The 19,121-nt window shown below is 64.0% G+C and carries 6 protein-coding genes and 2 pseudogenes; 3 read left to right on the forward strand and 5 right to left on the reverse strand.

Features of this window, described 5'->3' with window-relative positions; genetic code table 11:
• Positions 1-20: 20 nt before the first annotated feature.
• The gene (locus tag ACFOJ9_RS07265) at positions 21-12,188 is read right to left on the reverse strand and encodes an Ig-like domain-containing protein (protein WP_378987635.1); all 12,168 of its coding nucleotides are present in this window, start codon (positions 12,186-12,188) and stop codon (positions 21-23) included.
• Here ACFOJ9_RS07265 and ACFOJ9_RS07270 point away from each other — a divergent pair.
• Positions 12,165-12,332, forward strand: a complete 168-nt coding sequence (locus tag ACFOJ9_RS07270) for a hypothetical protein (protein ID WP_378988335.1) — start codon at positions 12,165-12,167, stop codon at positions 12,330-12,332. The genes ACFOJ9_RS07265 and ACFOJ9_RS07270 overlap by 24 nt on opposite strands.
• 198 nt (positions 12,333-12,530) lie before the next feature.
• Here ACFOJ9_RS07270 and ACFOJ9_RS07275 read toward each other — a convergent pair.
• Positions 12,531-12,692 (reverse strand): annotated as a pseudogene (locus ACFOJ9_RS07275) (calcium-binding protein); the annotation flags it as partial.
• Between the two features lie 1,053 nt (positions 12,693-13,745).
• Positions 13,746-14,567 carry an IS5 family transposase gene (locus ACFOJ9_RS07280; protein WP_378976343.1) on the reverse strand — a complete coding sequence of 274 codons (822 nt, stop codon included), beginning with the start codon at positions 14,565-14,567 and terminating at the stop codon, positions 13,746-13,748.
• A gap of 227 nt (positions 14,568-14,794) precedes the next feature.
• On the opposite strand from ACFOJ9_RS07280, the gene ACFOJ9_RS07285 reads away from it, so the two are divergent.
• Complete coding sequence (locus ACFOJ9_RS07285; RefSeq protein WP_378987638.1) at positions 14,795-15,688, forward strand: hypothetical protein; 894 nt, start codon at positions 14,795-14,797, stop codon at positions 15,686-15,688.
• Between the two features lie 118 nt (positions 15,689-15,806).
• Here the strand turns inward: ACFOJ9_RS07285 and cysN are convergent, their stop codons facing one another.
• Both cysN and ACFOJ9_RS07295 read right to left on the reverse strand, forming a co-directional pair.
• Positions 15,807-17,735, reverse strand: a complete 1,929-nt coding sequence (gene cysN, locus ACFOJ9_RS07290; RefSeq protein WP_378978049.1) for a sulfate adenylyltransferase subunit CysN — start codon at positions 17,733-17,735, stop codon at positions 15,807-15,809.
• Between the two features lie 14 nt (positions 17,736-17,749).
• Positions 17,750-17,845, reverse strand: a pseudogene (locus ACFOJ9_RS07295) (sulfate adenylyltransferase subunit CysD); the annotation flags it as partial.
• Positions 17,846-18,102: 257 nt separating this feature from the next.
• On the opposite strand from ACFOJ9_RS07295, the gene ACFOJ9_RS07300 reads away from it, so the two are divergent.
• A complete protein-coding gene (locus ACFOJ9_RS07300; protein WP_378978051.1) occupies positions 18,103-18,357 on the forward strand; it encodes an SDR family NAD(P)-dependent oxidoreductase in 255 nt (84 codons plus the stop codon).
• Positions 18,358-19,121 lie beyond the last annotated feature (764 nt).

Here is a 19,121-nt window from a genome sequence, read left to right on the forward strand (position 1 = left end):
GGAGCCTGCGGCCTTCAACGTCAGACGAAGTGGAAGTCGTCCGCCGGGTTATATCCAACCACTGTCCGCCCAGTGCCGTCGTCGGCTACGGTGAAGCTGCCCGCATCGTAAGTGCCAAGGATGTGGAGCGTAGCATCATGGGTGCCGTCCGAAACGGTCAACGTTCCTGCACTTCCATCCTGGTTTGCCTGATAGACAGCGGATGTTCCGGTGCTGAACCAGATATCTCCGAGGTCTATCTTGTCGTCATTGGTCATGCCGGCGATGCTGCCGCTGAAATCAAATGAATCGTCCAGCCGCAATGTGCCAGCTGCATCCGCTCCGAAAATGACGTCTGCGGAAGAGGCGGCGTGAAACTCCAGCTGCGACATGTTTCCGATGATGGCATCGCCGTCGCCGGTAACCTGGCCGTGGATGACGATGTCGCCGCCATTGGCCAACAGCATGCCGGAATTCGCCAACCCGCCGGTGATCGTCAGGCCACCTGAACCGGTCGCCTCCAATGTTCCGGAGTTGCTGACGACGCTGCCCCCGGTATCGATGACGAGCGCATTCGAGCCGGTGGCGATGATGGTCCCCCTGTTGTCGAGGCTCAGCATCCCGCCGCCCAACTGGCCGGCGCCCGATATCGTGTTGTCGACATTGACCAGAGTGACGTCCGGCCCCGTGCCGGAGATGACGTTGGCGGCACTGTCGGACAACAGGATCTGTCCGCCGCCCTGCAGCGTCACGCCATGCTGGATGACCTGAAGCAGCGTTTCGCTTCCCGTTGAATTGAGCGAGATGAGGCCCGTATTGTTGATCGTGCCGCTCAGCGGCAGCAAGGCGCCGTCGCCGATCGTCATGGTGCCTGAATTGTTGACCACGGGTGTCTGGTCGAAGACGAAATTGCTTGCCGTCAGCGCGCCCGAGTGCACGCCATCCAGCGTGATCGACTGCCCGTCGCCGAGCGCAATCACCGCGTTGCCGTTGGCATCGTCGGCTATATGGGTCTGGAGATCGGAGAAGCTTGCCAATCCGTTGTAGCCGATAAGGTCGATCTGGTCGGCCGCGGCGTCGAAATTATGCACCGTGTCGAAGCCGATCGGCTGCGAGAAGACAAAGAGATCGTTGCCGCTCGACCCGGTCAGCACGTCGTCGCCGGACCAGGCAAAGATCGGCGAACCCTGAGTATAGGCCTCGACATTGTCGGCAACCGACATGCTTCCCGTCGTGCCGTCCGCGTTGATCCAGGTCATCGAGACATCAAGCACTGCTGCACCGGTGAATTCTGACGGTGTGGTGACCGTCAGGGCTTGCAGGCCGTTGGTCTGTATCGTCCAGCTTCCGTCGGCGTTGTGGGTTGCGCCGTCGATGGTCCAGCCCGAAGGCACGTCCTTCACCGTGACGGTGATGAGCGCGCCTTCATGGGATGGATCGGTCAGGGCCAGATTGATAGGCTCGCCGGCGATGCCGGCGGGGTTGAGGGGTCCTAGACTCCCTGCAGCGCCCGGGTTAAGCGCCGAGTCCGTATAGCTACCTGCTAGCACGTCAACCTTTACAGAGCCGTTAGCTGTTCTAGTTAAAGTCGCTGTCCAAGTATCACCGTCTACGTGAATAATGTTGCTCAGCGTGCCGCGTGTCAATGTAACATCGGTCGCACTGCTGGGGTCGAAACCAGTCACGGTTTCACTAAATTGGAATGTTACTGTTGAGGTAGAGCCAACTGTACCGCCCAAGGACGTACCAGTTATTGTTACAGTCGGCGGTGTCGAGTCAGCGGTGTTAACAGTATAGTTGACAGAGTTGCTTGAAGAAGTCGGGGCGTTGCCTGCCGGGTCTTGCCAGGAAGTACCGACGGTGATGACGTTGGTAGGGTCATTGATCGACGCGATCGGCGTTAGAGTGGCGGTGAAGACCTTCGAATCGCCCGTGGGCGTGATTGCGCCCAAGGTTGCGCTCGTGGTGTCATAGCTCACGTCCGCAGCGGTGAAGTTCGACGGTACCTCACTGAAGGTAAAGGTCACCGTCGCGACATCGCCGACCGTGAGCGCGGTATCATTGATCCCAATGGAGACCGTCGGCACGACGGTGTCGACCGTCATGCTTAGCTGCGTGGCGGCGGTGTTGTTGTTGCCCGCTGCGTCGGTGAAGGTGCTGCCAGCCACATTGATGGTGGCGGTGGTGGTGCTAGCCAGGGTGGGCGTGAAGTCAGCGGTGTAGCTGGTGCCGCTGCCAGCAAAATTGCTCAGCGTGCCACCGGTGACGGCGACATCGCCGCTGGCGAAGGTGGTCGATGGCTCGCTCAAGGTGAAGGTCAGGTGCGCGACATCGCCGATCTTCAGGGCGCTGTCATCGGTGCCGATCGACACCGTCGGCGCGAAGGTGTCGACCGCCTGCACCGACTGCGCCGCTGCCGTGCTATCGTTACCGGCCGCGTCGAGAGCGGCAGCCGCCGCCACATCGACGGTCATATTGCCTACGAAACCCGCGCTCGGCGTCACCGCTAGCGTGTAGGTGTCGGCATCGATTGCGGTGAACAGGCCTTTGGTGGCGTTTGCGACTGTGACGTCGCTGGCATCAAAGCCGGTTACCGCCTCGCTGAACTGGAAGGTGTAGACAACGTTGCCGCCCGCAATGTTGGCTGTGTTAGGCTCGTCGTCCGTGATCACAACTGATGGCGCCGATGTGTCGAGGTCGATGGCGGCGCCGTTGGCGCTGGCCGTGTTGGCGGCGTCGTCGGTGACGTTGAGGACCGAGCTGATCGGGCCGTCGGTGAGCGCGGACAGGTTGGCGCTGTAGGAGCCGTTGGCCGAAACGTTGACCGTGACGGTGTTGCTGGAAGCGTCGGTGAAGGTGACGACGCCGGTGGCGTCGGCATCGAGGCCGGCGACGGTGAAGCCGACCGCGGTCTTCTCGGCGTTGTTGGTGACGAGGTTCGCCGCATCGATGGTCAGCGCCAGGGCCGGGCCCAGATCCGCCGATGTGTCGAGGTCGATGGCGGCGCCGTTGGCGCTGGCCGTGTTGGCGGCGTCGTCGGTGACGTTGAGGACCGAGCTGATCGGGCCGTCGGTGAGCGCGGACAGGTTGGCGCTGTAGGAGCCGTTGGCCGAAACGTTGACCGTGACGGTGTTGCTGGAAGCGTCGGTGAAGGTGACGACGCCGGTGGCGTCGGCATCGAGGCCGGCGACGGTGAAGCCGACCGCGGTCTTCTCGGCGTTGTTGGTGACGAGGTTCGCCGCATCGATGGTCAGCGCCAGGGCCGGGCCCAGATCCGCCGATGTGTCGAGGTCGATGGCGGCGCCGTTGGCGCTGGCCGTGTTGGCGGCGTCGTCGGTGACGTTGAGGACCGAGCTGATCGGGCCGTCGGTGAGCGCGGACAGGTTGGCGCTGTAGGAGCCGTTGGCCGAAACGTTGACCGTGACGGTGTTGCTGGAAGCGTCGGTGAAGGTGACGACGCCGGTGGCGTCGGCATCGAGGCCGGCGACGGTGAAGCCGACCGCGGTCTTCTCGGCGTTGTTGGTGACGAGGTTCGCCGCATCGATGGTCAGCGCCAGGGCCGGGCCCAGATCCGCCGATGTGTCGAGGTCGATGGCGGCGCCGTTGGCGCTGGCCGTGTTGGCGGCGTCGTCGGTGACGTTGAGGACCGAGCTGATCGGGCCGTCGGTGAGCGCGGACAGGTTGGCGCTGTAGGAGCCGTTGGCCGAAACGTTGACCGTGACGGTGTTGCTGGAAGCGTCGGTGAAGGTGACGACGCCGGTGGCGTCGGCATCGAGGCCGGCGACGGTGAAGCCGACCGCGGTCTTCTCGGCGTTGTTGGTGACGAGGTTCGCCGCATCGATGGTCAGCGCCAGGGCCGGGCCCAGATCCGCCGATGTGTCGAGGTCGATGGCGGCGCCGTTGGCGCTGGCCGTGTTGGCGGCGTCGTCGGTGACGTTGAGGACCGAGCTGATCGGGCCGTCGGTGAGCGCGGACAGGTTGGCGCTGTAGGAGCCGTTGGCCGAAACGTTGACCGTGACGGTGTTGCTGGAAGCGTCGGTGAAGGTGACGACGCCGGTGGCGTCGGCATCGAGGCCGGCGACGGTGAAGCCGACCGCGGTCTTCTCGGCGTTGTTGGTGACGAGGTTCGCCGCATCGATGGTCAGCGCCAGGGCCGGGCCCAGATCCGCCGATGTGTCGAGGTCGATGGCGGCGCCGTTGGCGCTGGCCGTGTTGGCGGCGTCGTCGGTGACGTTGAGGACCGAGCTGATCGGGCCGTCGGTGAGCGCGGACAGGTTGGCGCTGTAGGAGCCGTTGGCCGAAACGTTGACCGTGACGGTGTTGCTGGAAGCGTCGGTGAAGGTGACGACGCCGGTGGCGTCGGCATCGAGGCCGGCGACGGTGAAGCCGACCGCGGTCTTCTCGGCGTTGTTGGTGACGAGGTTCGCCGCATCGATGGTCAGCGCCAGGGCCGGGCCCAGATCCGCCGATGTGTCGAGGTCGATGGCGGCGCCGTTGGCGCTGGCCGTGTTGGCGGCGTCGTCGGTGACGTTGAGGACCGAGCTGATCGGGCCGTCGGTGAGCGCGGACAGGTTGGCGCTGTAGGAGCCGTTGGCCGAAACGTTGACCGTGACGGTGTTGCTGGAAGCGTCGGTGAAGGTGACGACGCCGGTGGCGTCGGCATCGAGGCCGGCGACGGTGAAGCCGACCGCGGTCTTCTCGGCGTTGTTGGTGACGAGGTTCGCCGCATCGATGGTCAGCGCCAGGGCCGGGCCCAGATCCGCCGATGTGTCGAGGTCGATGGCGGCGCCGTTGGCGCTGGCCGTGTTGGCGGCGTCGTCGGTGACGTTGAGGACCGAGCTGATCGGGCCGTCGGTGAGCGCGGACAGGTTGGCGCTGTAGGAGCCGTTGGCCGAAACGTTGACCGTGACGGTGTTGCTGGAAGCGTCGGTGAAGGTGACGACGCCGGTGGCGTCGGCATCGAGGCCGGCGACGGTGAAGCCGACCGCGGTCTTCTCGGCGTTGTTGGTGACGAGGTTCGCCGCATCGATGGTCAGCGCCAGGGCCGGGCCCAGATCCGCCGATGTGTCGAGGTCGATGGCGGCGCCGTTGGCGCTGGCCGTGTTGGCGGCGTCGTCGGTGACGTTGAGGACCGAGCTGATCGGGCCGTCGGTGAGCGCGGACAGGTTGGCGCTGTAGGAGCCGTTGGCCGAAACGTTGACCGTGACGGTGTTGCTGGAAGCGTCGGTGAAGGTGACGACGCCGGTGGCGTCGGCATCGAGGCCGGCGACGGTGAAGCCGACCGCGGTCTTCTCGGCGTTGTTGGTGACGAGGTTCGCCGCATCGATGGTCAGCGCCAGGGCCGGGCCCAGATCCGCCGATGTGTCGAGGTCGATGGCGGCGCCGTTGGCGCTGGCCGTGTTGGCGGCGTCGTCGGTGACGTTGAGGACCGAGCTGATCGGGCCGTCGGTGAGCGCGGACAGGTTGGCGCTGTAGGAGCCGTTGGCCGAAACGTTGACCGTGACGGTGTTGCTGGAAGCGTCGGTGAAGGTGACGACGCCGGTGGCGTCGGCATCGAGGCCGGCGACGGTGAAGCCGACCGCGGTCTTCTCGGCGTTGTTGGTGACGAGGTTCGCCGCATCGATGGTCAGCGCCAGGGCCGGGCCCAGATCCGCCGATGTGTCGAGGTCGATGGCGGCGCCGTTGGCGCTGGCCGTGTTGGCGGCGTCGTCGGTGACGTTGAGGACCGAGCTGATCGGGCCGTCGGTGAGCGCGGACAGGTTGGCGCTGTAGGAGCCGTTGGCCGAAACGTTGACCGTGACGGTGTTGCTGGAAGCGTCGGTGAAGGTGACGACGCCGGTGGCGTCGGCATCGAGGCCGGCGACGGTGAAGCCGACCGCGGTCTTCTCGGCGTTGTTGGTGACGAGGTTCGCCGCATCGATGGTCAGCGCCAGGGCCGGGCCCAGATCCGCCGATGTGTCGAGGTCGATGGCGGCGCCGTTGGCGCTGGCCGTGTTGGCGGCGTCGTCGGTGACGTTGAGGACCGAGCTGATCGGGCCGTCGGTGAGCGCGGACAGGTTGGCGCTGTAGGAGCCGTTGGCCGAAACGTTGACCGTGACGGTGTTGCTGGAAGCGTCGGTGAAGGTGACGACGCCGGTGGCGTCGGCATCGAGGCCGGCGACGGTGAAGCCGACCGCGGTCTTCTCGGCGTTGTTGGTGACGAGGTTCGCCGCATCGATGGTCAGCGCCAGGGCCGGGCCCAGATCCGCCGATGTGTCGAGGTCGATGGCGGCGCCGTTGGCGCTGGCCGTGTTGGCGGCGTCGTCGGTGACGTTGAGGACCGAGCTGATCGGGCCGTCGGTGAGCGCGGACAGGTTGGCGCTGTAGGAGCCGTTGGCCGAAACGTTGACCGTGACGGTGTTGCTGGAAGCGTCGGTGAAGGTGACGACGCCGGTGGCGTCGGCATCGAGGCCGGCGACGGTGAAGCCGACCGCGGTCTTCTCGGCGTTGTTGGTGACGAGGTTCGCCGCATCGATGGTCAGCGCCAGGGCCGGGCCCAGATCCGCCGATGTGTCGAGGTCGATGGCGGCGCCGTTGGCGCTGGCCGTGTTGGCGGCGTCGTCGGTGACGTTGAGGACCGAGCTGATCGGGCCGTCGGTGAGCGCGGACAGGTTGGCGCTGTAGGAGCCGTTGGCCGAAACGTTGACCGTGACGGTGTTGCTGGAAGCGTCGGTGAAGGTGACGACGCCGGTGGCGTCGGCATCGAGGCCGGCGACGGTGAAGCCGACCGCGGTCTTCTCGGCGTTGTTGGTGACGAGGTTCGCCGCATCGATGGTCAGCGCCAGGGCCGGGCCCAGATCCGCCGATGTGTCGAGGTCGATGGCGGCGCCGTTGGCGCTGGCCGTGTTGGCGGCGTCGTCGGTGACGTTGAGGACCGAGCTGATCGGGCCGTCGGTGAGCGCGGACAGGTTGGCGCTGTAGGAGCCGTTGGCCGAAACGTTGACCGTGACGGTGTTGCTGGAAGCGTCGGTGAAGGTGACGACGCCGGTGGCGTCGGCATCGAGGCCGGCGACGGTGAAGCCGACCGCGGTCTTCTCGGCGTTGTTGGTGACGAGGTTCGCCGCATCGATGGTCAGCGCCAGGGCCGGGCCCAGATCCGCCGATGTGTCGAGGTCGATGGCGGCGCCGTTGGCGCTGGCCGTGTTGGCGGCGTCGTCGGTGACGTTGAGGACCGAGCTGATCGGGCCGTCGGTGAGCGCGGACAGGTTGGCGCTGTAGGAGCCGTTGGCCGAAACGTTGACCGTGACGGTGTTGCTGGAAGCGTCGGTGAAGGTGACGACGCCGGTGGCGTCGGCATCGAGGCCGGCGACGGTGAAGCCGACCGCGGTCTTCTCGGCGTTGTTGGTGACGAGGTTCGCCGCATCGATGGTCAGCGCCAGGGCCGGGCCCAGATCCGCCGATGTGTCGAGGTCGATGGCGGCGCCGTTGGCGCTGGCCGTGTTGGCGGCGTCGTCGGTGACGTTGAGGACCGAGCTGATCGGGCCGTCGGTGAGCGCGGACAGGTTGGCGCTGTAGGAGCCGTTGGCCGAAACGTTGACCGTGACGGTGTTGCTGGAAGCGTCGGTGAAGGTGACGACGCCGGTGGCGTCGGCATCGAGGCCGGCGACGGTGAAGCCGACCGCGGTCTTCTCGGCGTTGTTGGTGACGAGGTTCGCCGCATCGATGGTCAGCGCCAGGGCCGGGCCCAGATCCGCCGATGTGTCGAGGTCGATGGCGGCGCCGTTGGCGCTGGCCGTGTTGGCGGCGTCGTCGGTGACGTTGAGGACCGAGCTGATCGGGCCGTCGGTGAGCGCGGACAGGTTGGCGCTGTAGGAGCCGTTGGCCGAAACGTTGACCGTGACGGTGTTGCTGGAAGCGTCGGTGAAGGTGACGACGCCGGTGGCGTCGGCATCGAGGCCGGCGACGGTGAAGCCGACCGCGGTCTTCTCGGCGTTGTTGGTGACGAGGTTCGCCGCATCGATGGTCAGCGCCAGGGCCGGGCCCAGATCCGCCGATGTGTCGAGGTCGATGGCGGCGCCGTTGGCGCTGGCCGTGTTGGCGGCGTCGTCGGTGACGTTGAGGACCGAGCTGATCGGGCCGTCGGTGAGCGCGGACAGGTTGGCGCTGTAGGAGCCGTTGGCCGAAACGTTGACCGTGACGGTGTTGCTGGAAGCGTCGGTGAAGGTGACGACGCCGGTGGCGTCGGCATCGAGGCCGGCGACGGTGAAGCCGACCGCGGTCTTCTCGGCGTTGTTGGTGACGAGGTTCGCCGCATCGATGGTCAGCGCCAGGGCCGGGCCCAGATCCGCCGATGTGTCGAGGTCGATGGCGGCGCCGTTGGCGCTGGCCGTGTTGGCGGCGTCGTCGGTGACGTTGAGGACCGAGCTGATCGGGCCGTCGGTGAGCGCGGACAGGTTGGCGCTGTAGGAGCCGTTGGCCGAAACGTTGACCGTGACGGTGTTGCTGGAAGCGTCGGTGAAGGTGACGACGCCGGTGGCGTCGGCATCGAGGCCGGCGACGGTGAAGCCGACCGCGGTCTTCTCGGCGTTGTTGGTGACGAGGTTCGCCGCATCGATGGTCAGCGCCAGGGCCGGGCCCAGATCCGCCGATGTGTCGAGGTCGATGGCGGCGCCGTTGGCGCTGGCCGTGTTGGCGGCGTCGTCGGTGACGTTGAGGACCGAGCTGATCGGGCCGTCGGTGAGCGCGGACAGGTTGGCGCTGTAGGAGCCGTTGGCCGAAACGTTGACCGTGACGGTGTTGCTGGAAGCGTCGGTGAAGGTGACGACGCCGGTGGCGTCGGCATCGAGGCCGGCGACGGTGAAGCCGACCGCGGTCTTCTCGGCGTTGTTGGTGACGAGGTTCGCCGCATCGATGGTCAGCGCCAGGGCCGGGCCCAGATCCGCCGATGTGTCGAGGTCGATGGCGGCGCCGTTGGCGCTGGCCGTGTTGGCGGCGTCGTCGGTGACGTTGAGGACCGAGCTGATCGGGCCGTCGGTGAGCGCGGACAGGTTGGCGCTGTAGGAGCCGTTGGCCGAAACGTTGACCGTGACGGTGTTGCTGGAAGCGTCGGTGAAGGTGACGACGCCGGTGGCGTCGGCATCGAGGCCGGCGACGGTGAAGCCGACCGCGGTCTTCTCGGCGTTGTTGGTGACGAGGTTCGCCGCATCGATGGTCAGCGCCAGGGCCGGGCCCAGATCCGCCGATGTGTCGAGGTCGATGGCGGCGCCGTTGGCGCTGGCCGTGTTGGCGGCGTCGTCGGTGACGTTGAGGACCGAGCTGATCGGGCCGTCGGTGAGCGCGGACAGGTTGGCGCTGTAGGAGCCGTTGGCCGAAACGTTGACCGTGACGGTGTTGCTGGAAGCGTCGGTGAAGGTGACGACGCCGGTGGCGTCGGCATCGAGGCCGGCGACGGTGAAGCCGACCGCGGTCTTCTCGGCGTTGTTGGTGACGAGGTTCGCCGCATCGATGGTCAGCGCCAGGGCCGGGCCCAGATCCGCCGATGTGTCGAGGTCGATGGCGGCGCCGTTGGCGCTGGCCGTGTTGGCGGCGTCGTCGGTGACGTTGAGGACCGAGCTGATCGGGCCGTCGGTGAGCGCGGACAGGTTGGCGCTGTAGGAGCCGTTGGCCGAAACGTTGACCGTGACGGTGTTGCTGGAAGCGTCGGTGAAGGTGACGACGCCGGTGGCGTCGGCATCGAGGCCGGCGACGGTGAAGCCGACCGCGGTCTTCTCGGCGTTGTTGGTGACGAGGTTCGCCGCATCGATGGTCAGCGCCAGGGCCGGGCCCAGATCCGCCGATGTGTCGAGGTCGATGGCGGCGCCGTTGGCGCTGGCCGTGTTGGCGGCGTCGTCGGTGACGTTGAGGACCGAGCTGATCGGGCCGTCGGTGAGCGCGGACAGGTTGGCGCTGTAGGAGCCGTTGGCCGAAACGTTGACCGTGACGGTGTTGCTGGAAGCGTCGGTGAAGGTGACGACGCCGGTGGCGTCGGCATCGAGGCCGGCGACGGTGAAGCCGACCGCGGTCTTCTCGGCGTTGTTGGTGACGAGGTTCGCCGCATCGATGGTCAGCGCCAGGGCCGGGCCCAGATCCGCCGATGTGTCGAGGTCGATGGCGGCGCCGTTGGCGCTGGCCGTGTTGGCGGCGTCGTCGGTGACGTTGAGGACCGAGCTGATCGGGCCGTCGGTGAGCGCGGACAGGTTGGCGCTGTAGGAGCCGTTGGCCGAAACGTTGACCGTGACGGTGTTGCTGGAAGCGTCGGTGAAGGTGACGACGCCGGTGGCGTCGGCATCGAGGCCGGCGACGGTGAAGCCGACCGCGGTCTTCTCGGCGTTGTTGGTGACGAGGTTCGCCGCATCGATGGTCAGCGCCAGGGCCGGGCCCAGATCCGCCGATGTGTCGAGGTCGATGGCGGCGCCGTTGGCGCTGGCCGTGTTGGCGGCGTCGTCGGTGACGTTGAGGACCGAGCTGATCGGGCCGTCGGTGAGCGCGGACAGGTTGGCGCTGTAGGAGCCGTTGGCCGAAACGTTGACCGTGACGGTGTTGCTGGAAGCGTCGGTGAAGGTGACGACGCCGGTGGCGTCGGCATCGAGGCCGGCGACGGTGAAGCCGACCGCGGTCTTCTCGGCGTTGTTGGTGACGAGGTTCGCCGCATCGATGGTCAGCGCCAGGGCCGGGCCCAGATCCGCCGATGTGTCGAGGTCGATGGCGGCGCCGTTGGCGCTGGCCGTGTTGGCGGCGTCGTCGGTGACGTTGAGGACCGAGCTGATCGGGCCGTCGGTGAGCGCGGACAGGTTGGCGCTGTAGGAGCCGTTGGCCGAAACGTTGACCGTGACGGTGTTGCTGGAAGCGTCGGTGAAGGTGACGACGCCGGTGGCGTCGGCATCGAGGCCGGCGACGGTGAAGCCGACCGCGGTCTTCTCGGCGTTGTTGGTGACGAGGTTCGCCGCATCGATGGTCAGCGCCAGGGCCGGGCCCAGATCCGCCGATGTGTCGAGGTCGATGGCGGCGCCGTTGGCGCTGGCCGTGTTGGCGGCGTCGTCGGTGACGTTGAGGACCGAGCTGATCGGGCCGTCGGTGAGCGCGGACAGGTTGGCGCTGTAGGAGCCGTTGGCCGAAACGTTGACCGTGACGGTGTTGCTGGAAGCGTCGGTGAAGGTGACGACGCCGGTGGCGTCGGCATCGAGGCCGGCGACGGTGAAGCCGACCGCGGTCTTCTCGGCGTTGTTGGTGACGAGGTTCGCCGCATCGATGGTCAGCGCCAGGGCCGGGCCCAGATCCGCCGATGTGTCGAGGTCGATGGCGGCGCCGTTGGCGCTGGCCGTGTTGGCGGCGTCGTCGGTGACGTTGAGGACCGAGCTGATCGGGCCGTCGGTGAGCGCGGACAGGTTGGCGCTGTAGGAGCCGTTGGCCGAAACGTTGACCGTGACGGTGTTGCTGGAAGCGTCGGTGAAGGTGACGACGCCGGTGGCGTCGGCATCGAGGCCGGCGACGGTGAAGCCGACCGCGGTCTTCTCGGCGTTGTTGGTGACGAGGTTCGCCGCATCGATGGTCAGCGCCAGGGCCGGGCCCAGATCCGCCGATGTGTCGAGGTCGATGGCGGCGCCGTTGGCGCTGGCCGTGTTGGCGGCGTCGTCGGTGACGTTGAGGACCGAGCTGATCGGGCCGTCGGTGAGCGCGGACAGGTTGGCGCTGTAGGAGCCGTTGGCCGAAACGTTGACCGTGACGGTGTTGCTGGAAGCGTCGGTGAAGGTGACGACGCCGGTGGCGTCGGCATCGAGGCCGGCGACGGTGAAGCCGACCGCGGTCTTCTCGGCGTTGTTGGTGACGAGGTTCGCCGCATCGATGGTCAGCGCCAGGGCCGGGCCCAGATCCGCCGATGTGTCGATGCTGACCGTATCGCCGCCCGCAGCGCCGGCGTTGCCGGCAGTGTCGGTGTAACCGCCGGCTGTCACCGAAACGGAGCCAAGGCCATCGAAACCGTCTGCTGCCGTGAACTTCGCCGTGTAATGCGAAGCATCGATCACCACAAAATCAGTCAGCGTGCCGTGGGTCGCCGTAACGTCGGCTGAAGTGAAGCCTGTCACCGGGCCAAGAAAAGTGAACGTCACGACAGAGTTGTTGTCATTATCATTTAAGGAGGAGTCGACAATATTTACGGATACAGGGACATGTCCGGCGCTGTCGAGAACCATAACTTGCTCGATCGCGGAGACTTTCAGATTGATGCTGGTGAATGTAAATTCCGCTTGACCTGCTTGACCGGTATTCGAGTTCGAGTTCGCAGCAATGAAGGCACGAAACTGAGCAATTTCAGCGTTAAACGCCGTCATAAATGACGCATTGGCTAGTTGGTCATTGCTTAGATGGATAACGAGCGTATCGATCTCGGCAGTGCCTTTCGCAGCATTGCCGCTACCGCCGTCGTAGACGTCGTTGCCGGAAAAGGTTGTTTGTCCGACCGTTGCCCCAGTGCCGTAGATTTGGCTGCCAATCTTGTACTGATTCTCCCACGCACGATAGATAAGCGTGTCCGCCCCCGATCCGCCCAGGACCGTATCGAAACCACTGCCTCCATCGAGCGTATCGGCGCCTGATCCGCCATTCAGGCGATCGCTTCCGGCGCCCCCCAAAAGCAGGTCGTCTCCGCTGCCGCCGACCAGATTGTCGTTGCTGCTTGTGCCAATGGTCGTTGCCATGTCCCGTCCCCTATCTCGCCAGTTGTTCTTGTCGGTCAAGAATTGCCGATGTCGACCTGCCGCTTGCGGCGGGGTCGCTCAAAAATTGCGAATCTATGCAAGCAAGTTCGCCTTCGCCAACAAACGGCTTGATCCTGGGCGAGAGCGCCAGGACCAATGAGTTCGCGTTCAGACCACTGACATTTGCACCGCCGCCAAACGCCCCCGCTCGCGAGTCCGCCGAATACCTGATGTCGGCTGGATCTTCGCAATCGGCGCCCCCGGGTCTCTTCGTATCGGTCGAGGCAGGAAACCCATCATCGAGGGAGCAAAGTGCGATTCCGGCTAAATCGTTGCTCAACACATCGAGGGAAATAACGGTCAGGGCTGTGGAAATGAGGATGGTCGTATTTTCGGCAAAGCTGCAGGCGCCGTCTCCGGTCGGCGGAGTATTTGGAAACGATGTCGCAGTTCCGTCGGCATCTGTGCTTTGACAAGAAGCCATTTATCCCCACCCCTTTTTTACTCTTACATCAGCACAAAAAAGATGCCCCATCATCTATTTGAGTGCCGCATCGGTCGGCTATCTACTCTCCATTTAAACTTGTAGGATGATCGACATGCTGGTTTTGACCGACGTTTATTGTCAGCGCACAATCCACAGGAATTGCAGGCGTCGTCGCAATTCCGCGATCGGCCATGTATCAACATGGCCGTCCACAGACGGGTCTTATCTCAACGACGGTAGCTGCGACGAGTTTTCCTGGCCGCGCTGCGTTCCCTTTGGCGTCGCCCATTTCCCTGATTTGCCGGTCAGGTTTTTTAGGTGATGCTTATATTAGCACATTCTTAACGCTAATGAAGAGTAAGCGTCAACATCCAAAAGGAGGAACAGTTAACGGCCGAAAATACAGCATCAGAAGAGGGCTCCCGGTGACGCTTTTCTGTTCGGTCAACGCAATGCCCAGCGCCGAGCCCGGACAGGGTCCTTGCGGCCTCCTGGTCCATCATGTTTCCTGCGTAAGTGAAGGAAACCCGACCTTAGAGTCTGACTCATAATGTTTTTGAAGCGGATCAATGGTTTGCCAGCCTGCGCGTCATGAGCTGAGCGGAGGCCAGCAAGAGCCATGCGGTGGAACTTTCGATCGTGGCCTCGAAGTCCTTGGCCAGGCGTCGGTTTCGTCCGAACCATGCAAAGGTGCGCTCGACGACCCATCGACGTGGAAGCACTTCGAAGCCCTTGGCGGTGTCGGATCGTTTGATGATTTCGAGCGTCCAGTCGCCTTTCCCATGAAGGGCGGTCTCAAGCTTCTCACCGGCGTAAGCGCCGTCGGCGAAGACGTGGCGCAGCCAAGGAAAGCTGGCTCGAATGGAGGCCAGAACGTCGGGAGCGCCGTCGCGGTCCTGGATATCGGCGGTATGGATGACCGCGCCGACGAGCAAACCCAGGGTGTCGGTGAGGATATGGCGCTTGCGGCCTTTGATCTTCTTGCCGGCATCGTAACCGCAAGGCCCGCCGCTCTCCGTGGTTTTCACGCTTTGACTGTCGATCACGCCGGCGCTGGGTGAGGCTTGGCGACCGGTGGCCAGACGCACGCTCATCAGCAGCAGATGATTGATGGTGCTCCAAAGGCCGCAGTCGCGCCAAGCGTAGAAGTAGCGCTGCAGCGTCGACACCGGCGGCAAGTCCCTGGGCAGCATCCGCCATGGCAAGCCACTGCGCAGCACGTAGAACAGTCCATTCATGATCTCGCGCCGCGACCATTTCGGCGGGCGCCCAAGTCGGGACCGGGGCGGAATCACCGGATCAAGAACCGCCCACTCCATATCCGTCAAATCGCTTGAATACCGCAGCCCTTTGCGGGCATGCTTGGCTCGGGTGATATCGGTCCACATGGGATTCTCCGTCGATGCTTCGCAACACCGACTGAATCACAAGCCGCTGATATCACCCAACTTCTTTTCGGGTCAGACACTTAGAGGGTGCACCCCAGTCGTCTCAAGAGGAGAAGGGAGCCACGCAGGCTGTCGCGACCTTGATCGAATTCGCTTCATGCTTGCGCGTGAACCATTGCACCCGATCAGACGTTTCCTGCGCAAGTCGACATGATTGACGCATGACAATGAAAGTATCTGAGACCCATTCCGCGCCGCAGGAGCAAGACGCCCCAGGTGCCATTGCTGACTTTGCTTATGATCGAATGACGGTCGAACGTTTCCGCCAGGCCTTTCCGGGAGCGCGGTGGAGCGATGAGCGCAAGAGCTGGTTTGTACCGGGAAAGACGGCCGCCCGGCGCATCGCCCGCTGGCTGGCGCGCGAAGCCGAGCGGGTTTCGATCCACGCAGACAGCAAGGGGCGTGACGCCTTCACATTCGATCCGATTTCAAGCCCATATCTCGAAGTTGCCCAAGACCTGCGCATTCGCACGCCTTACTCGAGGACCGTCCTGAAGGAACTGCGCGAAATTCCTTGGGCCAGGTGGGACGATGAACTACGCGCGTGGCGTGTACCGTTTCGATCCTACGAGGAATTGCGGCAGCACTGGCCGAAAATTGAACAGGCCGCCCAACAAGCCGAACCTGAAGCAAGGCAGCGGCGACGAGCGGAGGAGAGCATCTCCGAAGCGGGGAGGGCAGCTCACTCGCGGGCTGCCGAACGGCGCCGCCATCGCTATCCGGTGCTGGCCGTAGACCTGCCGCCGGTCGGCCGCGCCGTTGCCACGGAGCAATACGGTGTTGTGGTCTTCGCTGAGGTATCGGGCGAACTCGTGGAGCCATCTGAATTATCCGCTGTCTATCCGCATGTGAGAGCGGGCCTCGACTACGTCTGGGGCGCCTGGCGCTCAGCGACGCTGGCGGAGCTCATCGAGACATGGCCAGCCCGTCATGCGGCCGGATCGAGCGAATATTCTAGGGGTTGGTGGCAGCCGACGCTTGTCGAACTCAGAGTCGCGCGACGAAATGCGCGAAGTATCGAGCGTAGAAAGCCAACTCGCGATCTTACGCTGGAAAAATGACACATGGCCATTGCTATATGCTGCATCAGCAAGAGCCGATGACACACGGTTCCTTCCGCGGTCGACCGGACAGCCGGCTGTGGAACACACGCATCACCTCGCGCCCGTCGGTTCATCGTCAGATGCCGTCACTGTCGTAGTCTTCGGCAATGTCGCGCTCGATCAGCCAGTGTTCCAGGGCGTCTACCATCTCTTCGGCCGATTTGCCGATCGTCTTGAGATGGATTTCCGGGTTTTCCGGCGCTTCGTAAGGGGAATCGACGCCGGTGAAATTCTTGATCTCGCCATTCAGGGCGCGGGCATAGAGGCCCTTCGGGTCGCGCCTGGCGCATTCCTCGAAGGGCGTATCGACAAACACCTCGATGAACTCGCCGTCGGCCATCAATTCGCGCGCCATGCGCCGCTCGGCGCTGAACGGCGAAATGAACGAAACAATGACGATCAACCCGGCATCGGCCATCAAACGCGCCACTTCGGCGACGCGGCGGATGTTCTCGACGCGATCGGCGTCGGTGAAACCAAGATCGCGGTTGAGACCGTGACGGACGTTGTCGCCGTCCAGGATATAGGTATGGCGGCCGGTGGCGAACAGCTTCTTTTCAAACAGGTTGGCGATGGTCGACTTGCCGGAGCCCGACAGCCCGGTGAACCAGAACACCGCGGGCCGCTGGTTCTTCATGTCGGCGCGGACGTGTTTGCCGACATCGAGCGATTGCCAATGGATGTTTTCGGCGCGGCGCAGCGCGTGCAGGATCATGCCGGCGCCGACCGTGGCGTTGGAAATGCGGTCGATCAGGATGAAGGCGCCGGTGGTGCGGTTTTCGGCGAAGGGATCGAAGGCGATCGGCGTCCGCGTCGAGATGTTGCAGATGCCGACTTCGTTCATGTCGAGCGACTTGGCCGCCTCATGCGCAAAATTGTTGACGTTGATCCGGTATTTCAGGTCGGTGACGGTGGCGCTGGTCTGGTCGGTCTCGGTGCGCAGGATGTAGGAGCGGCCGGGCAACAGGGCATGCTCGTCGAACCAGACGATGTTGGCGGCGAACTGGTCGGCGACCTGCGGCCGTGCGGCAGGCGAAACCAGCATGTTGCCGCGTGAGATCTCGACCTCATCGTCAAGGACGAGGGTGACCGCCTGGCCGGCCGCCGCCTGGGCGAGGTCGCCGCCATAGGAGACGATCCGCTTGACGCGCGAGGATTTGCCGGACTTGGCAACGACGACCTCGTCGCCTGACGCAACCGAGCCTGAGGCGATCGTACCGGCAAAACCGCGAAAGTCGAGATTGGGGCGATTGACATACTGAACCGGAAAACGGAACGGCAGCTCGACCACCGTTTCGTCGACCGACACGGTTTCGAGATGCTCGATCAGCGTCGGGCCGGAATACCATTCCATGCTTTCGGAGCGGCGGCTGACATTGTCGCCATAGCGGGCCGACATCGGGATCGGCACGATGGTCTGGAAACCGAGATCGCGCGAGAATTGCCGGTAGTCTTCGACGATGCGGTCGAAGACCGTCTGGTCGAACCCGACGAGATCGATCTTGTTGACGGCCATCACGACGTGGCGGATGCCGAGCAGCGAGGCGATGATCGAATGGCGTCTGGTCTGGCGAAGCACACCCTGCCGGGCATCGATCAGCACGATCGCCAGGTCGGCGGTCGAGGCGCCGGTCGCCATGTTGCGGGTGTATTGCTCGTGGCCGGGCGTGTCGGCAACGATGAACTTGCGCTTCGGCGTGGCGAAGAAGCGGTAGGCGACATCGATGGTGATGCCTTGCTCACGCTCGGCCTCGAGGCCGTCGACCAGCAGCGCGAAATCGATGTCGTCGCCGGTCGTGCCATGCTTGCGCGAATCGCGTTCGAGCGCGGCGAGCTGGTCCTCGAAAATCTGCTTGGTGTCGGACAGCAGGCGCCCGATCAGCGTCGACTTGCCGTCATCGACGGAACCGCAGGTCAGGAAGCGCAGCAGCGACTTCTTCTCCTGCGCCGCCAGATAGTCGCGGACGCCGTCGGTGGGTGCGAGGTTCTTTGCCATGTGGCGCATGGTCAAAAGTACCCCTCGCGCTTCTCGCCGGGGCGCAGTTTCATGCGCTCGTCATCCTTGAGGATCAGCATGTCGCCGCGTTCCACCACCGGCCGTTCCTTGGCGAATAGCGCTTCTCGCGGCGGAACAATGATGCAATCCGAAAGGCGGCCTGCAATGTACCAGGCGATCCGATCTGGTCCCTGATGGACATAGTCATCTCCAAGCCTATCACGGGCTCTTCATAACCCTCCTGCCCGCCGCTGTCTTCCCAAGATCTGCGCTTCCGGAAGATCAGGCAAGAAGACTTATCATTATACCGCATGGGGGCGTCCATGAAATGGTCAATCAATGGGTCAGGTCCGCCTGAAGCTGCAACAGGATCATCATGAGCAAGGACAAAGTCGCTATCAGCACCGGCGCATACTTCGGCGTTGGCGAGGCTACGGCTAAGCTGCTGGCCAGCAAGGGCGCCAAGGTCGTGCTCGGGGCTCGCCGCACCGACAAGCTCAAGCAGATCGCCAGCGTGGGTCAGGCCAGTGGCGGCGGTCCGTACCAGGAACTGGACGTCACCAAGCAGTCTGGCAACGACGCCATCGTGGAGCAGTGGCGCCGCCATGACGGCGATCGCCCGGCGCGCTAGCATGGCGCAAACCGGCGCCTGAGGTTTGCCTGATGGTCATGACGACCATTGAAGTAAGCGCGAAGACCGGAGCAACCCGCGATAGCGGCACGGAGGTTTTCCTTCCGCGGAACAAGCCGGAGAACTCGCCTGCAATCCGTCCAAGAGTAATATCGGTTTAGTCGGGTTGCCTTAAGATGCACTCGGGCTTTGGCTCGGATTGCAAGGCCGCGGGACCGCGATCGCCGGCCGGTGTTCTTCAGATGCTTCCCGACTACGAAGGCCTGCAGTGGGGGGCCCCACCCAGACTGGAACGCGACTTGCGACGAGGGGAAGCGTAAAGAATCGGCCTGATGGAACATTAGTGACTTCTAAAATGTTGTGCTTGCAGCAGGGGATGCCCTCCATCACCTGCCGAAGATCGGGGCAATAACCCCCTGATCGGCCCGCGCTCTCCGCCAGAGGCGCGGGCTTTCTTGGCAGGCGTTGCGCCACAATGCATTTGCAACCTGTCCGCGAGCCACTTGCTGCGCAATGTCCCAGACGGTTGAACCCCCATTCTTGCCAGAGAATAGACAGATAGAGAGGTCAACTGCGAGGTAACCTTGGAGCCGCCTCCGCAACCTTGGTGACTGCCTAAAAAGCGCAGGGGTGGATCCCAGTGAAACGGCTAAAACTCTGCTGAAAATCGCGACCAAACATGCCAATCAGGTTGAGCTGTCGTTGCTGCCAGCCCTGATGTGAAACCCATCCGCCGCTGGGCCAAACGTGACCCGTTATGGGTC

Origin of the sequence: Mesorhizobium cantuariense, from assembly GCF_042647205.1 — a bacterium.
Lineage (GTDB): Bacteria > Pseudomonadota > Alphaproteobacteria > Rhizobiales > Rhizobiaceae > Mesorhizobium > Mesorhizobium cantuariense.